The sequence below is a fragment of the Paenibacillus pabuli NBRC 13638 genome, from assembly GCF_001514495.1.
Taxonomy (GTDB): domain Bacteria; phylum Bacillota; class Bacilli; order Paenibacillales; family Paenibacillaceae; genus Paenibacillus; species Paenibacillus pabuli.
In genome coordinates this window covers 653,911-676,113 of record NZ_BCNM01000001.1, presented here as the reverse complement: position 1 = coordinate 676,113, position 22,203 = coordinate 653,911, and the positions used below count along the sequence as shown (strand labels likewise).

General features: G+C 44.9%; 25 protein-coding genes and 1 riboswitch. Of the genes, 7 read left to right on the top strand and 18 right to left on the bottom strand.

What is annotated here, in order from left to right:
• Positions 1-3: 3 nt before the first annotated feature.
• The 11 genes from PPA03S_RS02505 to PPA03S_RS02455 all read right to left on the bottom strand — a co-directional run bounded on the left by PPA03S_RS02505 (position 4) and on the right by PPA03S_RS02455 (position 6,674).
• Positions 4-711, bottom strand: coding sequence for an MBL fold metallo-hydrolase (locus tag PPA03S_RS02505; protein WP_062319458.1), 708 nt, complete (start codon positions 709-711; stop codon positions 4-6).
• Positions 711-1,799: a hypothetical protein gene (locus tag PPA03S_RS02500; RefSeq protein ID WP_062319457.1), complete on the bottom strand. Its 1,089-nt coding sequence runs from the start codon at positions 1,797-1,799 to the stop codon at positions 711-713. Before PPA03S_RS02500 ends, PPA03S_RS02505 begins: the two co-directional genes overlap by 1 nt.
• Positions 1,800-3,878, bottom strand: a complete 2,079-nt coding sequence (locus PPA03S_RS02495; RefSeq protein ID WP_062319454.1) for a hypothetical protein — start codon at positions 3,876-3,878, stop codon at positions 1,800-1,802.
• Positions 3,875-4,078, bottom strand: a complete 204-nt coding sequence (locus tag PPA03S_RS02490; RefSeq protein WP_062319452.1) for a hypothetical protein — start codon at positions 4,076-4,078, stop codon at positions 3,875-3,877. The genes PPA03S_RS02495 and PPA03S_RS02490 overlap by 4 nt, the downstream gene beginning before the upstream one ends.
• Before the next feature lie 93 nt (positions 4,079-4,171).
• Positions 4,172-4,414 carry a hypothetical protein gene (locus tag PPA03S_RS02485; RefSeq protein ID WP_062319450.1) on the bottom strand — a complete coding sequence of 81 codons (243 nt, stop codon included), beginning with the start codon at positions 4,412-4,414 and terminating at the stop codon, positions 4,172-4,174.
• 307 nt (positions 4,415-4,721) lie between these two features.
• Positions 4,722-4,958, bottom strand: coding sequence for a hypothetical protein (locus PPA03S_RS02480; protein ID WP_062319448.1), 237 nt, complete (start codon positions 4,956-4,958; stop codon positions 4,722-4,724).
• Positions 4,955-5,227 carry a hypothetical protein gene (locus PPA03S_RS02475; RefSeq protein WP_062319446.1) on the bottom strand — a complete coding sequence of 91 codons (273 nt, stop codon included), beginning with the start codon at positions 5,225-5,227 and terminating at the stop codon, positions 4,955-4,957. Before PPA03S_RS02475 ends, PPA03S_RS02480 begins: the two co-directional genes overlap by 4 nt.
• A 10-nt stretch (positions 5,228-5,237) precedes the next feature.
• Entirely contained in the window at positions 5,238-5,753 is a 516-nt protein-coding gene (locus tag PPA03S_RS02470; RefSeq protein WP_062319444.1) for a hypothetical protein, read from the bottom strand.
• 92 nt (positions 5,754-5,845) lie between these two features.
• A complete protein-coding gene (locus tag PPA03S_RS02465) occupies positions 5,846-6,091 on the bottom strand; it encodes a hypothetical protein (protein WP_062319442.1) in 246 nt (81 codons plus the stop codon).
• Entirely contained in the window at positions 6,091-6,408 is a 318-nt protein-coding gene (locus PPA03S_RS02460; RefSeq protein WP_062319440.1) for a hypothetical protein, read from the bottom strand. The genes PPA03S_RS02465 and PPA03S_RS02460 overlap by 1 nt, the downstream gene beginning before the upstream one ends.
• Before the next feature lie 23 nt (positions 6,409-6,431).
• The gene (locus PPA03S_RS02455; protein ID WP_062319438.1) at positions 6,432-6,674 is read right to left on the bottom strand and encodes a helix-turn-helix transcriptional regulator; all 243 of its coding nucleotides are present in this window, start codon (positions 6,672-6,674) and stop codon (positions 6,432-6,434) included.
• A 162-nt stretch (positions 6,675-6,836) separates the two neighbouring features.
• On the opposite strand from PPA03S_RS02455, the gene PPA03S_RS02450 reads away from it, so the two are divergent.
• The 4 genes from PPA03S_RS02450 to PPA03S_RS02435 all read left to right on the top strand — a co-directional run bounded on the left by PPA03S_RS02450 (position 6,837) and on the right by PPA03S_RS02435 (position 9,881).
• A complete protein-coding gene (locus PPA03S_RS02450) occupies positions 6,837-7,193 on the top strand; it encodes a helix-turn-helix transcriptional regulator (RefSeq protein ID WP_062319436.1) in 357 nt (118 codons plus the stop codon).
• Between the two features lie 32 nt (positions 7,194-7,225).
• The gene (locus PPA03S_RS02445; protein WP_062319434.1) at positions 7,226-7,951 is read left to right on the top strand and encodes a hypothetical protein; all 726 of its coding nucleotides are present in this window, start codon (positions 7,226-7,228) and stop codon (positions 7,949-7,951) included.
• Positions 7,952-8,029: 78 nt separating this feature from the next.
• Complete coding sequence (locus PPA03S_RS02440) at positions 8,030-8,644, top strand: ImmA/IrrE family metallo-endopeptidase (RefSeq protein WP_245683493.1); 615 nt, start codon at positions 8,030-8,032, stop codon at positions 8,642-8,644.
• A gap of 19 nt (positions 8,645-8,663) precedes the next feature.
• Positions 8,664-9,881: a tyrosine-type recombinase/integrase gene (locus PPA03S_RS02435; protein ID WP_062319432.1), complete on the top strand. Its 1,218-nt coding sequence runs from the start codon at positions 8,664-8,666 to the stop codon at positions 9,879-9,881.
• 87 nt (positions 9,882-9,968) lie between these two features.
• On the opposite strand, the gene PPA03S_RS02430 is transcribed toward PPA03S_RS02435, so the two are convergent.
• Both PPA03S_RS02430 and PPA03S_RS02425 read right to left on the bottom strand, forming a co-directional pair.
• Positions 9,969-10,178 (bottom strand): hypothetical protein, encoded by a 210-nt coding sequence (locus PPA03S_RS02430; RefSeq protein WP_068963947.1) that lies wholly within the window; start codon positions 10,176-10,178, stop codon positions 9,969-9,971.
• A gap of 136 nt (positions 10,179-10,314) precedes the next feature.
• Positions 10,315-11,667: a WD40/YVTN/BNR-like repeat-containing protein gene (locus PPA03S_RS02425; RefSeq protein ID WP_062319427.1), complete on the bottom strand. Its 1,353-nt coding sequence runs from the start codon at positions 11,665-11,667 to the stop codon at positions 10,315-10,317.
• A 240-nt stretch (positions 11,668-11,907) separates the two neighbouring features.
• Here PPA03S_RS02425 and PPA03S_RS02420 point away from each other — a divergent pair, with 240 nt between their 5' ends.
• Positions 11,908-12,837 carry an L-lactate dehydrogenase gene (locus tag PPA03S_RS02420; protein ID WP_062319425.1) on the top strand — a complete coding sequence of 310 codons (930 nt, stop codon included), beginning with the start codon at positions 11,908-11,910 and terminating at the stop codon, positions 12,835-12,837.
• 522 nt (positions 12,838-13,359) lie between these two features.
• Here the strand turns inward: PPA03S_RS02420 and PPA03S_RS02415 are convergent.
• The 5 genes from PPA03S_RS02415 to PPA03S_RS02395 form a co-directional block, all read right to left on the bottom strand.
• Complete coding sequence (locus PPA03S_RS02415; protein ID WP_062319423.1) at positions 13,360-14,292, bottom strand: tyrosine-type recombinase/integrase; 933 nt, start codon at positions 14,290-14,292, stop codon at positions 13,360-13,362.
• A 275-nt stretch (positions 14,293-14,567) separates the two neighbouring features.
• On the bottom strand, positions 14,568-15,647 hold the full coding sequence (locus PPA03S_RS02410) for a hypothetical protein (RefSeq protein WP_062319421.1): 1,080 nt from the start codon (positions 15,645-15,647) through the stop codon (positions 14,568-14,570).
• Positions 15,648-15,889: 242 nt separating this feature from the next.
• The gene (bcaP, locus tag PPA03S_RS02405) at positions 15,890-17,326 is read right to left on the bottom strand and encodes a branched-chain amino acid transporter BcaP (RefSeq protein WP_062319419.1); all 1,437 of its coding nucleotides are present in this window, start codon (positions 17,324-17,326) and stop codon (positions 15,890-15,892) included.
• Between the two features lie 527 nt (positions 17,327-17,853).
• The gene (locus tag PPA03S_RS02400; RefSeq protein ID WP_062319417.1) at positions 17,854-19,230 is read right to left on the bottom strand and encodes an amidohydrolase family protein; all 1,377 of its coding nucleotides are present in this window, start codon (positions 19,228-19,230) and stop codon (positions 17,854-17,856) included.
• 221 nt (positions 19,231-19,451) lie between these two features.
• A complete protein-coding gene (locus PPA03S_RS02395; RefSeq protein WP_062319415.1) occupies positions 19,452-20,015 on the bottom strand; it encodes a CGNR zinc finger domain-containing protein in 564 nt (187 codons plus the stop codon).
• Between the two features lie 136 nt (positions 20,016-20,151).
• Between PPA03S_RS02395 and PPA03S_RS02390 the strand changes: the two genes are divergently transcribed.
• Together PPA03S_RS02390 and PPA03S_RS02385 are read left to right on the top strand one after the other, a co-directional pair.
• Positions 20,152-20,649: a DinB family protein gene (locus tag PPA03S_RS02390; protein ID WP_062319414.1), complete on the top strand. Its 498-nt coding sequence runs from the start codon at positions 20,152-20,154 to the stop codon at positions 20,647-20,649.
• Between the two features lie 83 nt (positions 20,650-20,732).
• A riboswitch (FMN riboswitch) is annotated at positions 20,733-20,886 on the top strand.
• Between the two features lie 144 nt (positions 20,887-21,030).
• The gene (locus PPA03S_RS02385) at positions 21,031-22,011 is read left to right on the top strand and encodes a DMT family transporter (RefSeq protein ID WP_062319411.1); all 981 of its coding nucleotides are present in this window, start codon (positions 21,031-21,033) and stop codon (positions 22,009-22,011) included.
• The last annotated feature ends 192 nt before the right edge of the window (positions 22,012-22,203 follow it).

The window sequence follows — 22,203 nt, the reverse complement described above, 5'->3', positions numbered from 1 at the left end:
CGATCACCTACCCGCTACATATACCTGTTTGCCTGTGAGAGCCATAATCTCGCGTTTGAAAAGTGCTTCGTCGCTGTTGTTGTCCGACAAGTGAAGTAAGTGAATCTCTTGCACCCGCCGCATGTCATTAGCTCGGATGAATTCCTTCACGTTCTCGAGCGAGAAGTGTGATCGGAGCAGCCGATGCTTCATCACCGCCGGCACATGGCCAGCGGCAATATTTTGATTGAGTATTTTGATTGAATAATTGCATTCCACCATGATGTGGGTCAGACCCGTGAAACGATGTTTGATGTAATAGGTATCAGTTGCAAACAGAAGCTTGTCCCCTGCTGTATTAGCCAAGAGGAACCCCAAAGGCTCCGCTGCGTCATGCTGTGTATCAAAAGGTAGAATCGACCAGGTACCAATGATGAATGGTTCCAGGGCAGAAACTGGCCGCACACGATGGCCATCAATGCGTAATGCATTGGCTGTACCCTTGCTGGTGTATATGTCCACTCCTGCCTTGATCAGATCCTTGACAGCGATGCTATGGTCGCCATGTTCATGAGTTACGAGACATCCGAACAATGAAGACACCTGAAATGTAAGGCCGCGCTGAATGTCCTTATAGCGCAGCCCTGCATCCAACAGGAGCGGGGTTTTGCCATCCGTAATTCGGTAGGCGTTACCCGCGCTGCTGGAGCCAATAGAAGTAATCTCAATCATCAGAAGTCGGGACCGCTACCACTGGTAGGCTTTTCATCCCCGAAATTCATTTCCCGTGGTTCCTCATGTTGATCATGTTCGGGTTGAAGGTCGTTCTCTTCATTTGGTTGCCCTGGCTGTGGTGAAATATCAATCGGCTCTGTATTGGCATGTTCAGCGATTTCGCGTTGAACCTCGCTGTACGATTCGTCTGTTGCTTCGGTGTATGACATTTCAACCAACGCATTACCGAAGTCCTTAGGAATCTTCTTCACGACGTTGTTCCGCATCTTACGGATGATCATCGATTCACGACTTTGAGGTTCAGTCCAGGCTGGACTAATGTATTGTTGAAGTTCCGCATCGTCTAATGCTGCCATTCCTGCAGCTTTCGCTTTGTTGAGGATTTCCGATTTCTTAGCAGCTATCGCTTTCCTTTGGTCGGTGGTTGCCTTGTATCGATCAGCACAGACGCCAAACGTCTCGTTCATCATGTTGTTACTCATGTGTGCGACAAGATTCCGGACAACATCCTCCCTTTCAGCGATGTGAAACTCAATGGTTCCATCCTTCTTCATGATAGGATATACAACCCTCACCACATCACCCTTGCCCTTAGGGCGCCACGTTGGCGGCACAACCTCAAATCCGGTGTATTCCGGATAAGTGAAATCGTCACCTTCCCGTACAAGCCAGAACTGTCCAACCTTCTTTACATCACGTCCATAACGGGCGAGGATGGCATCGTTGCCGTCACCCTCAATGCCCATCTCAACTTGTTTTTTCCATGTGGTTACATCCTTGCCATCAACCTTCTTCTTGACGGAGACGTTCCGAGTTTGGAAGTAAACCTCCCGAGGGCTTGCCGCGGCATTCAGTTTGAGAGAAGCCACCTGCAGCAAGATTTGAGTAATATTGCTCTTATCAAGATCACTGTCATTCCAGCTGATCCCTTTAGAATCCAAGGAATTGTTAATCGCTGAAATGGCATTTAGTACACATGATTTTGCGTATTCGTCCATCTTCACGCCATTCCCGATGAGTTGACGCTCGATCATCGGGAAATAGTTGTCGTTTACCTTTGAAAGTGTTGTCGAAAAGTCGCTCAATTAAATCGCCTCCTGGATGTCGTTATGCTCCAAACGGAGCTTCTTGTTTCTATCGCTCCAAGCAGCTTCAGCATCTTCATAACTGCCATGTTGCTTAGCAAGCTCTTTTTGTGCCTCTTTTGGCAAACTACGGAACGTTGGTGGAACAACCAAACGAATCATTTGGGCATCCGTATCAATCAATTGTGTTACTGCCTCAGCGTTATCCACGAATATCGGTGCTGAGAATCCGTAATGCTGTCCAAGTGTATTGATGATGTCCAAGCCAACATTAATCCGAGCAGCGTTGTTCAAACCGCCTTCATAAGGCACACCGTTGAACAATGTCTTGCAGACGTCCTTCAACCCACCATTGACTTGCTCTTCGAACAAACGGAACCGTGCATATTTGAATTTGCTGTTGATTTTGGATTCAAGCATCGAAACCTTGGTACGGGTGAATTCTTCTGTCAGGAACAATTCGTGTTCCAATTTCTCAAATTCTGCGGCCAATATGCGCTCTTGTTGCTCCAGCTCAGTGATTCGTACTTTAGTCGCTGCTACTGTTGCCAGCTTCGCTTTGTCCGCTTCCAGGTCGTCAACCTGACCGCGAAGGATTCGGATCTCAGCTTGTACTTTGCCCATAGCATCAGCAGCAGAAGAACGAAGCTGTTCGATCTCAGCACGAACTTGTTCACCTTCTCGCTGTTTGGATTGATACTTAGTATTGTCTGATGGATCAGCAATGTTGGTTTGTAAGGTCTGCAAAGTTGCTTCGGCTGCCGTAACTTCGGCTGCCTTTGAAGCAACTTCCTCCTGCAGATTGTTCAACTCGCCTTCAAGTGTTTTCAATGCCTTTTCCAGTTCATTTTTCTCTGCTGCAGCAAGCTTACCGTCAGCACTAATTGCTTCAAGGCGCTTGGACTTGTCCAGATTAAATGTTTCCAGCGCTTTGTCCTGTGCTGCCTGCATTTGATCCTCAGGAAGTGCTTGTCCACAAGTAGGGCAATTGGCATCATGCTGATGCTCGTGCACCGGATATTGAAGGCTATCAAGAGATGTCCATTCTGCCCGCAGCCTTTTAACTTGGCTATCAGCACGATTGATCTGTCCTTTATAACGTTCTGCCTCACGTTGTCCCGCGTTTAACCGGGATTGTAGTTCAGAAGCTTCACCACGTAATTGCGACAGCCTTGCTTGTTGCCCGTTTACTGCTTGTAGACCATCCGCCTGAATCACTTGCTTAATTCCTGCCAGCTCCGCATTAATCTCACGCAAGCGGATCTCCTTGGAAGATAACTCACCACCAGACTGAATCCGTTGAAGCTCGGCCGTCTTGGCATCCACCCTGCCGCGCATCGTTTCGATGTCCTCTTGCAACAACTCAGCGTCCAAGTCAGACACATCTGGCATACTGCGGCGGGCTTCATCGATGCGAACCGGAATCTTATCTAGTTCCTTATTGATCTCAGTCCGACGAGCTGCGATCACCTTGCGGTGATCCTCAAGGCTTCGATCTCCAAGAATGTCAGCCAATGGCGCGAGTTGCTTGCTGCTTGCAATGATTTCGGCATCCGTCATTTCCCCACACACTTCCAAAAGCACTTTGCGGCGCGCATCCGGTTTAAGGATCTCGTTAAAGTAGGCAGGATTAGTGAGAAGTTTGAAAACATCCTCATTAATCAGTGCATCCACCTCAGCTTTGTACTGTCCTTGCTTAACCGGCACGCCATCAACGTAATAATCTGTTGTATGACCACCAAATTCTGCCGCCGCTTGCCCCCGCTTACGCGTCCATTTCTCGGCAAACACCTTTTTGAAAGAACGACGACGACGGTCAACCATCAGGATTGCTTCAACCTCATGTTGCAGGCCGTGTTCAGCAACTTTCCCAGCTTCGTCCAGAGCTTTGATTTCAAAGTCCGTACGATTTTGGCTGTCTTTACCCAACAGCGTCCATACAAACCCATCGAACAACGTTGTCTTACCAGTGGCGTTGTCGCCGTAAGCAGAAATACTGCGACCGTCAGCTTCCAATACAAAATCCCGTAACCCTTTAAAATTGCGAAGGATCAGGGAAATCAATGTAATTTGTCTCATGCGCTCTTCTCCTTTGATTTAAAGTGCTGGCTGATTGCATCCGCTACAGCCGCAAGTTGATCGTCATCGGCCATCAGTTCAACGGAACCAAATGTACCCGAGACGGAAAGTATTGCTGGCGTGTAGTGCATCGCTGGCTTAACAGCAGCGTCAATGGTCTGAGCGGATAAGTCGACAGTAATAGCAGTCGTTTTACTCATAACGTCCTCCTTGTTTGGAACGGCCACCCATGGTAAGATGACCGTGTATCCATATTTAATTTTCAATGTTCTGAGATAGCCCGCTGCAACGGGCTATTTTTCGTTTTCGGCGCTTAGCTGATCCATTGTTTCCTTTAACCCGTTCAACTCAACTTCCATTTCCTCAGCCTTGTCACGAACTTCCTCAAGGTTAGAAATCAAGTCACCAAGTTCTCCATCCGTAAATTCAGATAATCTACGAAGGATGTAAGGCGTATTGTTTATAGCGTCATTAGTGTCATCCTTCAAACTGTTTAAGAGATTCAGCATCTTATCAAACGATTCTTGAATGCTCATTTTCTTGTGTCCTCCTTTCATATGTATTGGTGGCAAAGTACCACCGCGAGAGCCGCCATTTTCCCAACCAATCGACCCAGTGAGCCGTCAATCGAACTCCTCAGGCGGTTACGTGGCTAATGGCGTGAACCAGACTTTTGTCTTGAACCTTTTGTAGAGGGAGCCAACAAAGTCTAAAAATGTAACCCTCGCGCTAATACTCTGTGATGCGTCAGCCGCATCTTCCGACGCCGTACGGGAGTTGGTTATGAAACCGTCCGACGCCGGAAGACAAGGCCGACATGGGCCTGTCCATATCTCGTTACAGTTAAATCTGATCGATTGCCGCTACAGCTTGCGCTACGTACTCATCAGGTAGTTCCCGAAGGCTTGCAGCAGCGTTCTGCCAGCGGTGAAAGATCATTTCCCGTTCTTGCCAAATGGATTCAAACTCCTTCCCCTGAATCGATCCATTAAAGGATGTCACTGCTGCCGTGTTTTCGCGGAGGGCCTTAGCACACTCCGTATAATTAATGATGATTTGGATGTATAATTGATCTTTCATACCGATTCCCCCTTGCGCTTTGACTCGGGAGACGATAAAATAAGCAGCACAAGAGACTTTAGTCGAGTTCTCAAACCAAGCGTTCGGCCCGCCAGCCGGACGTTTTTTATTTCCACATCTGCGAATCGAATCATCCGATTCAAGTAATCCTCTGCATTCTCCATTTGCCCAGGCAACATTCTTTCAGGCTGCTTCCGGATTACTTCCAAATTGTGCTTCGAATTCTTCCCAGCCTGCAGCGCTTCGTATGCCAACTGTTCACGAGTCATTCAATCAACCTCACTTCATATATTTTTTTGCCTTCAGATCCGCTCGATGTTCTTTCCAGGTAGCGAACCAGCTGAAGGAATACTCCTTGCACAGCACTGCAGCGAAATGCGTTAGTGCAGTGATCGCTTCGACTGTTTCCATAAGCAGCCGTTTCATGATCAATCGATCTGATTCTGTGAGCTGGTCGCCCGTTTTATTAATCGGTGCCTCGGATGATAAAGCCAGGACTTCCTTTACTTCTTCCACGGTCTTGAACAAAACTGATGCTCTATGTAAATCCACGTTGTCCAGCCAGGGAGCAAAAGCACCGCCAGTGACTTCCCCGGCTGCTGCGATGTAAAGTTGGCCATCATCGTAATGTTCGACTGCACCCCTCATTAGCTCTTTTGAAGGCTTTCTAGTGCCTTTGATCACTTTTCCAATCTGTGAGCCATCCATGTGCACTGCTTCTCCTGCTTTTGCCAGAGTATCGCCAGTGCGTTTGAGAACTTCGCCCAACGCACTGGGAAAATGTCCAATTGTCATACTTGTTATGTCTCCTTTGTCCGATTTAGTTAGATGAATTTGGACAGAGGGCTGATGTAATATTGTGTTGTAAGGTCTTCCCCCAATCCCCTTCATCGTCCGCCGGCAGCCGGTACAGCTCCGGCGGTTTTTCTTATATGCTCAAGGTGAGCGTGGGTTGTTTCCTTCAATGTGTTTAATTCGTCAAACGTAATGTCTTCCGGATTGTCCGTATGGCGACCGTTATATAACGTTTGCTGGAGAGCTTCATCCGGCTCCATACCTTTTAGTAAAACTCGAATAGCTGCTCCTGCGGCGCATGCTGCTGGCGAGGTATTCCGGTACCAATGTAGTGACATTAGGCAACGCCTCCCCGCTGCTCCCAATATCCTTTGGCGTTGGCCTTGACCCACTCTGTGTGATCGTCAATCCAAGCCATGAGTGAATGAAACGGTACCCTTGGATGACCAAACTCTCTGATCACTGGGAAGTCCTCTCTGTTAAGTAGTTCAGCTGCTTTTGTAGCACCGATCTTCAGGAACTCCATTAGCTGCTTCTTATCCATCAAGGTTGGATGCGTTTGGGAAGAAGCAAACGGTGATTGCTCAATTGCCTTTTGTACAGCAGACATAATCATCTGTTCCAGTTCGGTCGGATTGACTTCAATTTTGAACATGCTGTGAGCCTCCTTTGTTCCGTTTAGACAACTTCTTTTCTACTATTATCGTTGTCATTTTGTTCTTTAAAGGAACATTTATCGTCAAAAAAATGTTCCCATGGAAAACACAATACCTTTGCGATTGATTTTGCAGCTTTGACAGATGGTGTTTTAGTTCCATTTTCAATATTAGTATAGTAACTGCGAGATATTCCTGCCTCATCAGCAACTACAACTTGAGTTTTATCTGCAGAATCACGAAACTCTTTGAGCCAAATTCTCATTGTGCTCACCTCCTGTAATGTTCCTTTAAGTAACTTTATAATCGAATTATATGTTACTAAAAGGAACAAGTCAAGGGTTTGTTATACTATTAGGAACATTTCTTTAAAGTTTCTTAAAGGAACATTATAATAAGTGTATCCTCAACGAAGTTGGTGTCTAATATGGAAAAGATCTTCTCTAAACGGCTAAAATCTGAAAGAGAACGTAAAAAGGCTTCTGAATCTAAGTGGACCCAAGGGTATGTCGCCGATATTATTGGAGTAGCCCGTACAACATACACGGCTTACGAGAATGGAACCAAAGAACCACCATTGGATACATTGAACAAGATCGCTGACCTTTTTGAAGTCTCTTTAGATTACTTGCAAGGACGGTCGATTTCTCGTCTTCCAGCAGGTGGTAGTGCGTACATGGATGGCGGTAAAGGTTGGACGGATGAAGAAAAAGAAGTAGCGAATGCAGCAATTCAAGCTTGGAGAGAAATGAAGAAAAAGCAACAGGAGCAGCAGGACAAATAGAATTACGACAATAGAATTTAAGAGGTGAGATTTTGCAAAGCCTATTCGTTTTAATGTTTTTATTAGGTTTAATTGCCCTTACCGTATTTCTCTTTCTTGGAGTCTCAGCAGTCAAAAAGCAAAATGGTAAGGCTAAGAAACATTTTATTCTCACTGGAGCATTTATTGTGATGACTTGCGTTGGCGTTTTTGGCATTCGACTCTTCTCGGACAATCCAAGCACCAGTACAACAACAACTATAGATACTCCAACTGAGGCTGTAACGATAAATACTCAGCAAAATGTTGATTTGTCTCTGCCTGCACTCTTCAGTATGTCTACGGATGAGTTCAAAAATGAGTTTAACGCTATAGTTGGCAAATACAGATTAAACGATCTGGGAATTACGCAGTTTAAAATTGAAGACGCTCAAAAAAGCAACACTAAAACATTCCAGTATATTTTCAGTGATGATTTAAGTATGATGGGTACGCTAAATCCAGAGGATCAAATACAGCAGGTCATGCTTATAGGAACCGGTGGTTTCAGTGAACAAACTGGCGGAACACTCATGACAGCTATTGCCACACTAATCATGACAAGTAATAACGGATACACATATAACGATGCCCAGGACGTTATAAAAGATATTGGGCTACTCGATGGCGACATAAATTTGAATGATTTTGATGGAGCTACAGTTAGAAACGGATATAAATATCGATTCAAAATTCAAGACAATAACATTTCTACATTTGGTATCACTGCAGCTAAGTAATTATCTAAAGCCCTTCTGGGCTTTTCTTTTAAACCGAAAAGCGAACATATGTACTATTCTACAAGGGGAAATGGCACAATGCTTCCATATTATGAACCAACAGATACAGAACTGTTGATCTGCGATTTGTATCAAGTGTTTGGAATTAATCATCCGCATGAATTGGATATCGACTTAATTGCCTCCATATGGGGCGCGGATATCATTTACTACAATGGAAAACCAAAATCTCATTGGGAAGATTGGGGGAGCGTTATTTTTCTAAATAAAGATACTTCTCTCATACAACAACGGGCAGATTTCTTTCATGAGCTTGCTCACATCGTTCGTCACGAGGGCCACCAGGATGAACTTCCTAAGCTTTTTGTAGATCTTCAAGAGATCCAAGCATCGAACTTTAGATTAATGGCTTCTATGCCCTATTACCTTCTCCCTACGCCTTTAGATATGACCTGGGGTGAATATATAGGGCTTCTATCAGAAGAGTTCAGAGTGCCCATTGAGCTCGCTGCAGACCGTGCTGAACAAATCGCCTCCAGGTTACATGAAGAATATCACACCTACCGTGAAAATATTGAGATGATGAAAAGTAAAATTCAAATGGCCGTCTCTCTATTTCGTTCATCACAACCAAAGCAACCTTCAAACGAGTCAAGACGTCTTCTCCAACAATTAAAAAATCAAACTAGTTAAGTTGAGGAGCTGATCATATATGGCATCTTACACTAAGATCAAAGCAAATAATAAACAGGGATACAAGTGGATTTGCACACTGGAAGGTCCACCAGATCCGTTAACTGGGAAGCGAAAACAGATACCTCGAAGAGGTGATACTCAGAAGGAAGCATTCGCTCGTGCTCAAGCTGTGTATGATCAATTATCAAGAGGTGTTAATGCTAAAAAGAATAAGAGTTTAATATTTGAAGATGTGGCTGAAGAATGGTTTAGAGTTTATTCTAAAGGTAAGGTGAAAAAACGAAGTATTATAACCAGAGGAGTTGAAATCAAGAATTTAAACAAACACTTTGCAAAAAGAAAGATCTCTAGTATTACTCATAGAGATTTTCAAGAGTGTCTTTATCAGTTGTTTGAACAAGGATATTCTTTCAACACTATAAGCGGTTTGAAAACTACTGCGAACATGATCTTTAAATATGCAATTAAAAACAAGTACATTCTTGATAATCCAACTACGGATTCCATTATTCCTGTTAAGATGCTTACTGTAGCTGAAATAGAAAATAAGGATCAACTTGTTGAAGAAAAATATTTAGATCGAGTTGAGCTAATAAATTTTTTCAACGTCATAAATATTTATGGAATATACTTAGACAAAGAGATATTTAACCTTTTAGCATTCTCTGGATTTCGATCTGGTGAACTTTGTGCACTTAAATGGCCAGACATTGATTTTGAAGCAAATCATATTAGAATAACCAAAACCCTTCATGCAAAAAGCTTTATTGATTATGAACTAACACCACCAAAAACAACTTCGTCAATAAGAGTCGTACCCATAGACGAATCTATAATGCATATGTTAAAGGAGTTTCAGCAACAATCCAATAATAGTTATCTTCAACAAAAAAAATTGTATAAGCATTACCATGATGAGAACTTTGTTTTCAGAAAACCCGATGGTTATCCTATACATCAGAAGTACATCCTTACAAGAATGCAGCAACTTATGAAAAAGACAACTATAAAGAAACATGCTACACCTCATATTTTCAGACATACCTATATCAGCATGCTTGCTGAAGCAGGTGTTGATTTAAAAACGATTATGCAAAGAGTGGGTCATCGGGATGAAAAAATAACTCTCGGAATATATACTCACGTCACTCAGAAAATGCAAAATAATGCTGACCAAAAGTTAAAAAAACATTTTGCTGAAGTGTTAAATATGAGTGTGCTGCAGGAAATGTGATTTTTTTAGTTATTTTTTATAATAAGAAAGCCCCCTAATGGGGGCAAAACGTTGATGCAGCAGTGCTTTTTTGATCAGTTTTGATAACTAAGCGTACATCAAGTCCATAAACCCGCGTGTTACTTCTCCACCCTCAGTCTGCTCCGTTTCGATAACCTGGGCATTTTTGGCCATGCAAGCTTTGACCTCTTCCTCGGTTGTACAGCGGTTGGCATCGTCACATGTGTAGCATAATTGAAGCATGTATCTGGTTAACTCGTCCGCCTGCGTGAATTGAGCTTGTTCATTCGTTCTCATGTTCATCACTCCCATCTCTTCTTGAATTCAATATAACATCATTTGAAGGAATATATTGTGATTTATTTCACAATGTAATTCAAAAGAAAAGAAACCCGCAGGTTCCTCTTCTTACGCTATCGTTTTCCATCAAAATTTATAGTACTTTCCAGTGTACCCCACCGTCTACGGTTTGGAGTAAGAGTGATCGTTTGGCATCCGTATTTTCAACCAGAATCCAGCCTAGCTTCGAGGAAACCATCTGAAGCTTGACAATTTCCGGGTAGTCTTTGTGAATGCTTTCCAACACTTTACTCACCGGAAGTGCTTTCCATGTTTTACCGGCATCCTTGGTGTAATAGGTTTTTCCTTTTTGCATGGCCCAACCTTCTAAGGGGTTCAGGAATGAAGGAGCCAGATTGCGATTAATGCCCGTTTGTTTGTTCAGACTAAACGCTGACAAAGTCCAGCTCTGTCCACCATTTGTGGTAAAGAAGCCGTTGAATTTCGTGCTTTCTCCCTGTGAACAGGACATGGACATCCAGGCTCCCTGAGCTTCCCGTCCAAAAAATTGCGGCGAGCTGATATTAAAATTGCCACATCCGTTGAATTGGTCTCGGTCAAAGAACGACGGTCCCGACTTCCAATGTTCACCGCCATCCACTGTGACATACAGTTTCGGTGTACCGAACTCCAGCACTGTCAGGAACCCGTGGTTTGAATCGGAAAAGGTCATGCCTGTAGTATATCCCCGTGTCGGGATCTCCGCAGTGGACTGCTTGCCCTCAGCATCACTCGACGACATCTCATTCCAGGTAATACCGCCATCCTCGGTCAGATATAACTTCTTATCCTGTTTGCCAATGGACGTATCCGTCGTGGTCAGTATCCAGCCTTTCTCAGGAGATGCGAATGTGATGGCAGTCACCTTATCGGTCTTCGACAAAGAAGACAGGCTCCAACTCGCTCCCCCGTTGTTCGTGCGGAGGACCATCGTATCTGTTCCGCCCATTCCTTCACGAACGATCCAGCCATGTGTACTATCTACAAAATAAATGCTTTGTCCGTATTGCGGATTCGCCGGGAACTGTACATTCTCCGACGGGGAAATATTGGTCCAAGTGCTTCCCTGATCCTGAGTGTAATACAGACGCAAGGCGTTCCGCGTCACTCCCCAGGCTAATCCACCATTTCCATTAAGCAGCTGAAAATCGGTTAACCGGGTCTGAATTTGATATTTGGCTGTATCTGCAGATTGTGTACTGTTTGCCGGGGGAACCACAGTCAGTGTCTGGCCCGTATTCCCGTTATCTTCTTGCTCCTGCGGCGGCTTTGCTACCGGGGTCTGTCCCGAAGAATCCGTACAAGCTGCCAGCAAAGCGGCTATACCGATAGACAGCAATGCTGTCTGCGCGATTTTGATCCATTGCGAACGCAAGTGGTTTCCACCTCTCTCATCCAATAAGCAGGCGCGCATGCCTGTCCATTCAAGTTGTTTTTTACGATTCATCCAAATCCACTGCTCCTATTCTAACACAAACCATGTCGAAAAGGCTCATCTCCGCTCTTGGAAGCAGGAAGCGATCTGTATGCAGCTTTCATCCCTTCTGGGAATCACAAACCCTGTTTTCGACGAAATATACTGAAAATAGACAGGGAATGTGAAAAAGTTTATAGACTTTGCTCGCTTTTCGGACACGTATCCCTTAATATGGATGGAAGTATACCCCAAAAAGGAGAGGATATGAAAATGGTAAACAGTGCAGCGCTCAAACCAAGTCGTGTCGTTATTGTAGGCATGGGTGCGGTGGGAACAACAACGGGATACACGCTGATGTTAAGACAGCGTTCGTCCGAGTTGGTATTTGTGGATGTGAATCATGATAAGGCTACCGGCGAAATGCTGGATATGAACCACGGTCTCCCATTTACCGGAGGCGTGAAAGTATGGGCAGGCGATTATTCGGACTGCAAGGATGCAGACATCATCATCATTACTGCGGGTGCTTCCCAGAAACCGGGTGAGACTCGAATTGATCTGTTGAAGAAAAATGCAAGCATTTTCAAAGAAATCATTGAACGTATTACTGAGGTTAATTCCCATGGTATTTTGTTGATTGCCACGAATCCAGTAGATATTTTGTCCTATACCTCATGGAAACAAAGCGGCTGGCCGGCTTCCCGTGTCATTGGTTCAGGTACCTTACTGGATAGTGCGCGTTTCCGCTATCTTATTGGTAAAAACAAAGGCATTGATCCACGCAGCATTCACGCTCATATTATCGGGGAGCATGGTGATTCAGAAGTACCGGTATGGAGTCTTGCGAACGTTGCAGGTACGGATCTGGAGCTGGATGAAGAAACGCAGCAGGATATCTTTGACCGGACTAAAAATGCAGCTTATGAGATTATTAATGCCAAAGGAGCCACTTCCTATGCAATTGCGCTTGCATTGGACCGCATCGTCGCTGCCATTCTGGGTAACGAAGGTTCCGTACTGAACGTCTCCACATTGCTGGAAGATTACAATGGCGTATCGGATGTATATCTGGGTGTTCCATGTGTGGTCGATCGCAACGGCGTACGCGAGATTCTCCCACTTCCTTTGAATGATACGGAGAAAGTTGCTTTTCAGGCATCCGCGAACAAATTAAAGGAACAAATTGCCGGTTTGGAGTAATTCCAGTCGTTTACAGGGTAAGCCTTATTTCTGAAAAACAACTTTTATCAAGGTTGCATAGACAAGAGCCACAAGTTTCTTCTTTCAAAGAAGATGCTCGTGGCTCTTTGGTTTTATTATAAACAGAATGAGCGATATTATGGAAGATATACCTTATGGTAAGTATGAAATAAGAATCTTTTTATTAGTTTACATAATAAATATTCTGTATATTTTAAACCAAAACTATTTTCACACTAACATGCGAATTTTCATGAATGCAAACTGTAATGAATTTCAGTGACCTATTTTTGGTATAAATGGTGTCTGAACCTTAGAATCAACCAACATTGACGATATAAGCTCTCTATGATTCGTTATATTTCAGTTCTGAGTACATTGGCGCAAATAGCGTGTGCTAGGTTGACTAGGCAAAAAACGCTAATAAGGGCTGTCCACCGTCAGACTCATGACTTATGGACAACCCCGCTTTAAAATTAATACTATATAAGTAATTTCGTTGAATTTACAAGTGTATTGCCATCATACCTCAGCCTCAAACATCGGAAGTTTGACATCCAGCAGGGCCATCGCTTCCTCCTTCTCGCGGCTGGTTACGTGAGTGTATACCGTCGTGGTCTGGATGGACGAGTGACCAAGCAGTTCCTGAACGGTTCGCAGATCTGCACCGCGTCTGAGCATCATGGTCGCAAAAGAGTGACGCAGCTTATGACTGGAGTAATTCAAACGCTGATTGGACGGCGACTCTCGCTGGAAGCGTTCAAAGGTTTCGGTTGATATGAGCTGGATACTGCGAATCGATAAACGCTTTCCTTTCTGCGAGACGAATAATGCTTCTTCCTTCGCACGCCATGGTGACAAGCGCTCCTGGATCGCCTGGGACAACAGTTCAGCAACGGTCTCCGGTACAGGCAATGTTCGCCACTTCCGGCCCTTACCGAATACATCCAGCGTACGTCGTTCCGCATTATAGTCTTTGCAGTTCAAGGCATGAACCTCGCCAACACGCAATCCCATGTATCCCATCAGCAGAAAAACAGCCAGATTGCGTTTACGGTATTTGCCCCCGACAGATTGCAAAAATCGTTCCAGTCCACTTTCATCCAGAAAAACAGGGGCGCGGTTTTGTTCGGTTTTGGATTTCTTGATCCCGAAAGCCGGATTATTCGTCAACAATTCAAGCTCAATCAGTGACTTGTAGAAACAGTTTACCGCTGCGTGTTTCCGATTTCGCGTTGCATCACTGACTCCACGTTCCCGGGCTCGGGACAGGAAGGATAATACATGAAGCTTTTTAACCTGATCCAGTGACTTTCCATGAATAGATTCGAGAAATTCTGCAACGTCACCCGTGTATGATTTTACCGTATGTCCTGTATACCCGGCATCCTTCATCCAGATGTGAAAAGCTTCAAGCTCGTCCGCATATTGCTCCTGAATCTCCTCGGTTATCATCTGTCTACGTCACCTCGATTCGGTTCTTTAAAATTGACTAAGATTATTTACACGGAGACTACGATGACAGAACAACCTTTCAATCGCTGTTATCCCCAGATTTTTCTGATTCCCTTTTCTAAAGGGGAAAATCCGTGGATAAAGGCGAAGCGTATGCTTCCGAAGTAGCTTTCTTGCAGAAAGCTTTTAGCTTCGCTTTTTCAGGTTCTTTCTGTCCTCTCCGTTATCGTGTAAATGATTAGTTCAATTTATATATTTATAATAAAGCAGTGCTCCTACGCTTCATCCACAATGACAACGTCAATCAGCGGAATGATCGCTTCGGGTTTGCCCTGACTACGGGTAAGTACAAACGATGGCAATGGATTCTCGTGCAGCCCATTCACGGATTCACAGATCTGAGTGTACAGATCCATATGCAACGTCTCGCCTTCACCTGCCACATCAATGACAGGCCAATCGTTTTGAAGGCAGGCAGGCCAGTAAGCTAGCTCATTCGCAGGTACGATACTTAATTTCTGAATGGACGGATCAAGATGGTAAATCCCTTGCCGTTCAGGTTCATCGCCCAGCTTATCCACGGCAAGTATTCGAGAAGATTGCTCATCTGGTGCAGAATAGAGTGAATAACACCACGGAGTCACGCCCCAGGCGATCGCCATCAGCCCCTCTTCCAGCAAAGTATCCGACAGGTTTCCTTCAGCAAATTGTTCGATCAGATTATGGTTACCCGGTCCCATCAGTTCCTCTACACGTTCAGCGAGTCGAGGCAGGTCAGCGAGAATGAATCCTCCTCTGCCGTAGGAGTCAAACACATGATGGTTTCTGCTCCACACAGCTTGAGATGGTGAACTCAACGACGCTGCTTCTGCCGGGAAAAGCGATATATCTACGGTAATCACCTGCGCATACTTAACCATTGCAAGTTGTTCAGGTTCGAGCGCGCCTTCAGCAATACGTGGTGTTTTCATATGCAGAGAGATTCGAAGTTCGTATTCCCCTTCTATAAATGCTGACCAACCAAAATCAACAGGATGTTCAAAGCCTTCAATAGAAGCAATGGAGATCGAGCTATCCGGTTTCAGGTTAACAACATACTGCACGTATGCTAGCTCCTGACCATAGATGATATTGGCATCCTGACGATTGACGGGTGAATCCAACTGTTGTGCGATGACAGATACTTTACGTCCATCCTTCAGAAGGCACTGCGGATCAATATCCAACTGTAAGGTTTGTGAATCCTCTAATTGTGAAACAAGCAATTGTGCATCTGCAAGTACGGCTGAGTCAGCCAGCGCAAATCCAAAAGCTGCATTTTGATGATCTGAATTCGTATGTAATGGTGTGTTCATGATACATCCCCTCTCTTATGTCTGATGGCATGTCACATCCCCAAATATATTTCATATTTGGCTTAGCCGCAACCCCGGCCCCTTGATTAAGTTCGTCACGCCCCTTATTACTTACCCATATATGAAGAAAATTCCAACCTTCCCCTGCTGTTATCCCCCTTTATCTTGCTATATAAAAAATCCCCATCCCGCTTCGCCTAAGCGATACGAAATGAGGAGAATTGAAGACGTTCTCAACTAATCTATTTATCCTTCGCTCTGAAAGCACTGGAGATCCGGCGTGCCGGATTCAGATGACTGTAATGCCGTCCATAGGCAAAGTAGATGATCAATCCGATAATCAACCAAGCAAAAAACGTAATCCATGTCAGAGCCGCAAGGCGTGTCATCAAGTATACACAACCCAAGGCACTCAGAATCGGAATCAGTGGCACAAGTGGAACGCGGAAGCCGCGTTTGAGATCAGGGTTATTTTTACGCAACACAACAATGCCCAGACTTACAACTGCAAAAGCAAACAATGTTCCGATGTTCGTAAGCTCCGCCAGATGTCCCAACGAGATGAACCCGGAGAACAAAGCCACGATAATGCCCGCAACCCATGTCCCTACAGCTGGTGTCTGACTTTTGCCACTAACCTTGGAGAAGACCGGCGACAGCAGTCCGTCACGAGACATGGAATAGAGCAGACGTGTCTGACCATACATCATGACAAGCAATACGGTCGTAATGCCGGCAATCGCTCCAAGAGATACACTCCAGGACAATCCCTTCAATTGAACAAATTCAAATGCAAACGCAACCGGATCACTTACATTCAACATGTTATACGGCACGATCCCTGTGAGGATCAATGATACAACGATGTAGAGAACAGTACAGATCGCCAGTGACGAAATAATTCCAATCGGCAAATCCCGTTGTGGCCGCTTAACCTCTTCTGCCGCTGTGGAGACCGCATCAAATCCGATGTAAGCAAAGAATACAGTTGCTGCTCCAGCTGTTACACCTGAGATACCAAAAGGCAAAAATGGCTGCCAGTTGGTTGGCTCTACATAGAAAACACCTACACCAATGAAGATCAGCACAACAATAATTTTAATCGCTACCATGATGCCGTTCGCACGAGCCGCCTCCTTTACCCCGCGAGTGAGCAGGAAAGTAATGATTAACGTAATGACCGCAGCCGTGATGTCAAAATAGGTTCCTTTTTCCGGGCTGAACGCACTCGTAAGTGCATGGGGTAACTCCAATCCGAATCCGGACAATAACGTCTGGAAATATCCCGACCACCCGCTGGCTACCGCCGCACTCGCAAAACCATATTCCAATATCAGATCCCATCCCAGAATCCAGGCAATCACTTCTCCAAAAGCCGTATAGCTATACGTGTACGCACTACCCGATGCCGGTATGCTTGAGGCAAATTCCGAGTAACACAATGCAGCGAATGCACATATGATACCTGCCAGCAAAAATGACAGTACAAGGCCCGGGCCAGCATACGTGGCGGCAGCTACACCGGTCAGCACAAAAATCCCGGTACCAATAATGGCACCCACCCCAAGTGTGGTTAAGTCCAATGGACCGAGCGCCCGTTTCAATGCACTGCTGTTATCGCCCTCGGAGGCAATTGGTTTTTTACGAAATAATGAAGATCGATGTTCGTTCTCACGCATAGTCATGTTCCTCTCGTCATGAATCTTGAATGTGCTATATGTGCTATGGATGTAGCAGAGATTGGATGGCTTCCCATCTGTTCTATGAAAAAGTCATTTGTTCTATCTTATTGATCACCTATAAAAACCTATCGAATTCTACACGTTATCGCGTTGCTTGGTTAAATTTATTTTTGGAGATCACTTATTTTGTTCTTTTTTCGCGAAAATTATCATGATCTATTGCACGTGGTTAAATATGAAAATCGATTTAAAACAAAACTGCGTATAATTTATATTATGCGCAGTTTTTTAATGATCTTTTTCCGAACTGAAATATTACACTATGGTTGTTACATGCACTTTGGCAAATGAAGGACCTTTTCGCTTTTTTTCGCTGTCTGTTCCTTGCTAATTCTGTCTTATTCCTCGGTAAAAGGGTATATTAAAGAGCCGTATATCCCTATACGGCCCTTCATCATTTAAAAACATATAAATCTATGATATAGAGGCTAAACCTCATTCATTTCACCGTGCTTCATTAACACTTAAGAAAATATAATTCGCTCTGCATCCGACATCCGATACTGGGATAGTAAATATTCCTTGCTTACCAACGCTTTACGACGAACCTCGTTCAGATCGACATGCAGCAGCTTGCCTGCACGCTTCACTGGCCGGCCGGCTACAAATACCGTATCCACATTCGACGGATTTGCAAATTGAACGACGGCTCCAACCGGATCATGTACCGGGAACAAGTTAAGGTCGGTGGTACGAATCATGATCAGATCTGCCTCTTTACCAGGCGCAAGTGAGCCAATCTTGCGCTCAAGTCCCAGAGCCTGTGCCCCAGCAGACGTAGCAAATCTTAGAACTTGGCTGGACTGAAGGTTCAACTCCCCCGGCATTTCGCCCTCTCGCAAAAGCTGTTCATTCATTCTGGATCGCTCTGCCTGAAGTGCGAATTTCATCTGTGAGAACATATCCCCGCCCGTTGATGTTACAACGTCGACTCCAAGCGTTGGGGTTCCCCCATGTTCTAGGAAATAACCCGTTGCCGGATACCCATGCCCCATCATCATCTCCACTTCCGGTGTGACAGACAGTGAGGCACCGCTATCGGCCAGCATTTTATACTCATCCGTGTCCATCGTGTTTCCATGGACTATATTCACACCTGGACTCAGTAAACCAGCCTCATACAATTTACTCACCGAACGATCTACAGAGCCCCAGCTGCCGAATCCAACATGCATTGAACATATCGCATCCAGCTCCTGAGCCAGCTGAATTTCTTTTACCGTGGTATCCCATTGGCTGAACTCCGGACCGCGAATAGCAAGACCGAACGTAAGCAACTGATCCCGTGAAGAAAAATATTGTTCCTTGATCCTTCTCACATCATTTGAATAAGTCAGCTGGCTCTCCCTGTTCCAGTAAGGGGTCTCACCAGGCACACCATACGCGAAAACGGACCGGATACCCGCATCCTGAAGTCCACGAATCAATTCATCCGTGTGCTCCGGGGAATACGGCATACTCCAGTCAAGCACCGTAGTCACTCCCGCGTTAAGCGCTTCCAAAGAACCCAGAAGATTGGCGATGTAGCTGTCTTGTGGCCGGAGTTTACTTCCCATCGCCCCATAATAGAGATTTTGCAGATAGACCGGCAGTGACCAGTTAGTCCCTGCTGTTTTTACAAGCGACTCCCACATATGCCGATGTGTATCCACGAAACCAGGGAGTATGATCATCTCCGATGCATCGAATACTTCCGCTTCCGTACAACTCAGGTCGGGCTGAATGGCAGTAATAAGAGAATCCTCAATTAGAACGTCCGCCCTCTTATACTGACCCACCGACGAATCCATAGACAGTACACAACCGTTCTTCAGTAGATAACTTGTCCCCACAAGACACATCTCCAATCATTGTTTTTTGTTGGATATACGCTTGAAATACAGTTATTGATCTTCACCTGAATAACCAGCTGAAATATTTTAAGTACATATACATTATATAGAAACTAATGGAAATATTCAATTTATGGAGTGAGATATTTCCATTTCAAGCATGCTTCTGGTTCAACTCAAGTATTTTCGTTGCTTAACGAACAAAAAACCTTACTTTCTGGTGCATCATCTTACTCCTTCTGCGGATCCACCTTCTTTTTTGCCCGGAACCTTCTAACCTTCATCAAATTGCCGCACATCTTGTCATCACAATATTTCTGGGTGCGACTGCGCGTATCATCATAGAAAATCCAGCGGCAATCCGAATTATCACAGATTCGTATCCTCCCTCCACCCCCTTTAACCAGTGTATTGGCAAAATCAGCTGCGACTTCAGCCACTACCTGCTGCCAATGAGCCCAGACTGGAATCAGCGAAAGTTTGAGCCCCTCATCTATTTCAGAATTCAGTCTTCTGGTGACTTGACCTTCACTCATCATGGCATTAAGCCATTCTAAGTCTTTATCCATCAATGAGTCTCCAGCAGATAAACGAATTGCAAGAAGTTGCAATTCATTTCTGAAGTTTCTCAATGTTCTCTCATCTTCAGGAGATGCTGGCACAGGTGCGCTCATTTCCCATTCATCCAGAAAACGTTGCTGCCACTCCTTTTTGCCCAGTCTGTCCTCCGAACGATCCCCGCCACGCCAGTCATGATAATCACTATTCACAAAATCAGTCCATAGTCTGTCCATACATACCTCCGCTAAAATGTAACCATCTAAATTTAAAAAAATAGTTACATTCAATCCGATTTGAGTTATATTAATTGTAACCACATTTAAGCATTTTAGCTAGTTACACGAAATTCATTTTAGGGAGGAAAAATCAATGACTACAACGGCAAAAGATCTATTGCTTATTCAGAAAGATGACACTTGGGATCAGTGTAATTGGATTGTGCCTTTGTCCAAGGCGCTCGAAGGACTTACTGCAGAACAGGCAGCCTGGGTTCCATCATCCGGTGGATTAAGCATCTGGCAGTTGGTTAACCATATGTATTATTACAACCATCGGTTGTTGAGTCGTATGCAGGGTAGAACACCTTCCGAAGCACCTGCCGAAAATAATGAATCCACCTTCGGAAGTTCCGGGGACCCTTCTGATACCGATGGCTGGAGTACTCTTATGCATAATACAATTCAATTAGCCGGACAGTTTCGGGAACAGATCGCTTCATTAGAAGAATCTGATCTCGAAGCCCCTTACATGGATTCCGATGCAAAATGGGCACATCAACTTGCCCGCTGGGTCCTTCACGATGCCTATCATGCAGGCCAGATTGTACTACTGCGCAGACAACAGGGAAGCTGGAAAATCATATTCTAAAAAAACACTTGAACTGCTAGCGCTTACAGGAATAAGATGAACTTATTAATGTTACAGCTTGTTCAATACACAATCTAATTGAATAGGATCTTCGGGGTAGGGTGCAATTCCCGACCGGCGGTGATGTTCTTATAGAACCAGCCCGCGACTCGCTGTTTGACCAGGCTTTGGATATTCAGCGACTGACTTGGTGTGATTCCAAGGCCGACGGTACAGTCCGGATGAGAGAAGATCAACACATTGACATGCCATTCCGGGAAGTCTTATTTCCTTACGGCATGTCCATGATTGAGCCCCCGTTTATTTGGTGTATACCAAAACGGGGGCTTTTGTCGATTTTGCCAACTGAAGATTCCGTGTTCTGACGAAGGAGTCCTGAATATGGAAAAGACCCAATCTGCATCAACGGTTTATCGCAAGGAACGAAGTAATACCGGATTCTGGCTGGTTGTTCTCGGCGCTGCCCTTTGGGGTGTAGATCCGTTATTCCGCATTATTTTGCTCAAAACGATGACATCCACTCAGATAGTGCTTGTGGAACATATTATTGTCAGCCTCGTGGCAATCCCCGTGCTGTGGAAGTTTCGGGCAGATCTGAAAAACCTGCGTGCACGCCACTGGATTGCCGTGATTTTTATCTCCTGGGGCGGATCAGCTCTCGCCACGGTATTGTTTACACTTGCGCTTACACATAACGATCCCAACACCGTCTTGTTGTTGCAAAAGATGCAGCCGCTATTTGCGATCGTTCTGGCAAAGCTGCTGTTGAAGGAAACATTACCTCGTCGTTTTGGTGGACTGTTTATCATTGCACTTGCAGGAACATATCTGCTGACGTTCGGATTCACCCTTCCCCTTGGGAACTGGGATAACTGGGTTCATGCCGGCAGTTTGCTATCGCTGGGCGCTGCTGCCTTATGGGGAGGTTCAACCGTTATGGGCCGGCTGATGCTGGGGCAAACCCGTTATGAAACGGTCACCTCCCTGCGCTTTGTCGTTGCCTTGCCATTGCTGATCTTTATGACATGGAACGAGGGTGCTGCGTGGACCCTCCCTTCCGGAACAGGCGAACAGGCCGCTGTAGCACTCAATATTCTGGGTCAAGCATTGTTACCAGGATTACTGAGTCTGCTGTTATATTACAAAGGGCTGTCCTCCACCAAAGCCTCTGTCGCCACGCTCGCGGAACTAAGCTTCCCGATGGCCGGAGTGCTGGTCAACTGGATTGCTTTCCGTACATTGATTACCTGGGAGCAATTGGTTGGATTTATCCTCATCTGGATTGCACTGTTCGCCATCTCCAAACAACAGGAACGCTCATCGACTATTTCTGATGCTGCACCAAAGCTTCGTACAGAGTGAATGCATGTTATCCACAATATAAATATAGTAAAAGTTAATGTCAAAAGCACTGGTCGTCCGAATGGATGACCAGTGCTTTTCGATATATGCGTATAAGAACTAATCTCTGATTCTATTTTCATGTATGCTTTTATCGACTGCGATGGTACGATGAGATATGGATAATATAGATGAATTATATTCAGAGAGGAA

What these genes read in the sequence shown, in the direction of transcription:
- PPA03S_RS02410 (WP_062319421.1), bottom strand. Translation starts at nt 15,647, where the DNA reads ATGAACACACCATTACATACGAATTCAGATCATCAAAATGCAGCTTTT.
- PPA03S_RS02385 (WP_062319411.1), top strand. Translation starts at nt 21,031, where the DNA reads ATGGAAAAGACCCAATCTGCATCAACGGTTTATCGCAAGGAACGAAGT.
- PPA03S_RS02485 (WP_062319450.1), bottom strand. Translation starts at nt 4,414, where the DNA reads ATGAGCATTCAAGAATCGTTTGATAAGATGCTGAATCTCTTAAACAGT.
- PPA03S_RS02400 (WP_062319417.1), bottom strand. Translation starts at nt 19,230, where the DNA reads ATGTGTCTTGTGGGGACAAGTTATCTACTGAAGAACGGTTGTGTACTG.
- PPA03S_RS02430 (WP_068963947.1), bottom strand. Translation starts at nt 10,178, where the DNA reads ATGAGAACGAATGAACAAGCTCAATTCACGCAGGCGGACGAGTTAACC.
- PPA03S_RS02505 (WP_062319458.1), bottom strand. Translation starts at nt 711, where the DNA reads ATGATTGAGATTACTTCTATTGGCTCCAGCAGCGCGGGTAACGCCTAC.
- PPA03S_RS02480 (WP_062319448.1), bottom strand. Translation starts at nt 4,958, where the DNA reads ATGAAAGATCAATTATACATCCAAATCATCATTAATTATACGGAGTGT.
- PPA03S_RS02475 (WP_062319446.1), bottom strand. Translation starts at nt 5,227, where the DNA reads ATGACTCGTGAACAGTTGGCATACGAAGCGCTGCAGGCTGGGAAGAAT.
- PPA03S_RS02395 (WP_062319415.1), bottom strand. Translation starts at nt 20,015, where the DNA reads ATGGACAGACTATGGACTGATTTTGTGAATAGTGATTATCATGACTGG.
- PPA03S_RS02490 (WP_062319452.1), bottom strand. Translation starts at nt 4,078, where the DNA reads ATGAGTAAAACGACTGCTATTACTGTCGACTTATCCGCTCAGACCATT.
- PPA03S_RS02465 (WP_062319442.1), bottom strand. Translation starts at nt 6,091, where the DNA reads ATGTCACTACATTGGTACCGGAATACCTCGCCAGCAGCATGCGCCGCA.
- PPA03S_RS02435 (WP_062319432.1), top strand. Translation starts at nt 8,664, where the DNA reads ATGGCATCTTACACTAAGATCAAAGCAAATAATAAACAGGGATACAAG.
- PPA03S_RS02455 (WP_062319438.1), bottom strand. Translation starts at nt 6,674, where the DNA reads ATGAGAATTTGGCTCAAAGAGTTTCGTGATTCTGCAGATAAAACTCAA.
- PPA03S_RS02420 (WP_062319425.1), top strand. Translation starts at nt 11,908, where the DNA reads ATGGTAAACAGTGCAGCGCTCAAACCAAGTCGTGTCGTTATTGTAGGC.
- PPA03S_RS02440 (WP_245683493.1), top strand. Translation starts at nt 8,030, where the DNA reads ATGCTTCCATATTATGAACCAACAGATACAGAACTGTTGATCTGCGAT.
- PPA03S_RS02425 (WP_062319427.1), bottom strand. Translation starts at nt 11,667, where the DNA reads ATGAATCGTAAAAAACAACTTGAATGGACAGGCATGCGCGCCTGCTTA.
- PPA03S_RS02390 (WP_062319414.1), top strand. Translation starts at nt 20,152, where the DNA reads ATGACTACAACGGCAAAAGATCTATTGCTTATTCAGAAAGATGACACT.
- PPA03S_RS02495 (WP_062319454.1), bottom strand. Translation starts at nt 3,878, where the DNA reads ATGAGACAAATTACATTGATTTCCCTGATCCTTCGCAATTTTAAAGGG.
- PPA03S_RS02450 (WP_062319436.1), top strand. Translation starts at nt 6,837, where the DNA reads ATGGAAAAGATCTTCTCTAAACGGCTAAAATCTGAAAGAGAACGTAAA.
- PPA03S_RS02460 (WP_062319440.1), bottom strand. Translation starts at nt 6,408, where the DNA reads ATGTTCAAAATTGAAGTCAATCCGACCGAACTGGAACAGATGATTATG.
- PPA03S_RS02415 (WP_062319423.1), bottom strand. Translation starts at nt 14,292, where the DNA reads ATGATAACCGAGGAGATTCAGGAGCAATATGCGGACGAGCTTGAAGCT.
- bcaP (WP_062319419.1), bottom strand. Translation starts at nt 17,326, where the DNA reads ATGCGTGAGAACGAACATCGATCTTCATTATTTCGTAAAAAACCAATT.
- PPA03S_RS02470 (WP_062319444.1), bottom strand. Translation starts at nt 5,753, where the DNA reads ATGACAATTGGACATTTTCCCAGTGCGTTGGGCGAAGTTCTCAAACGC.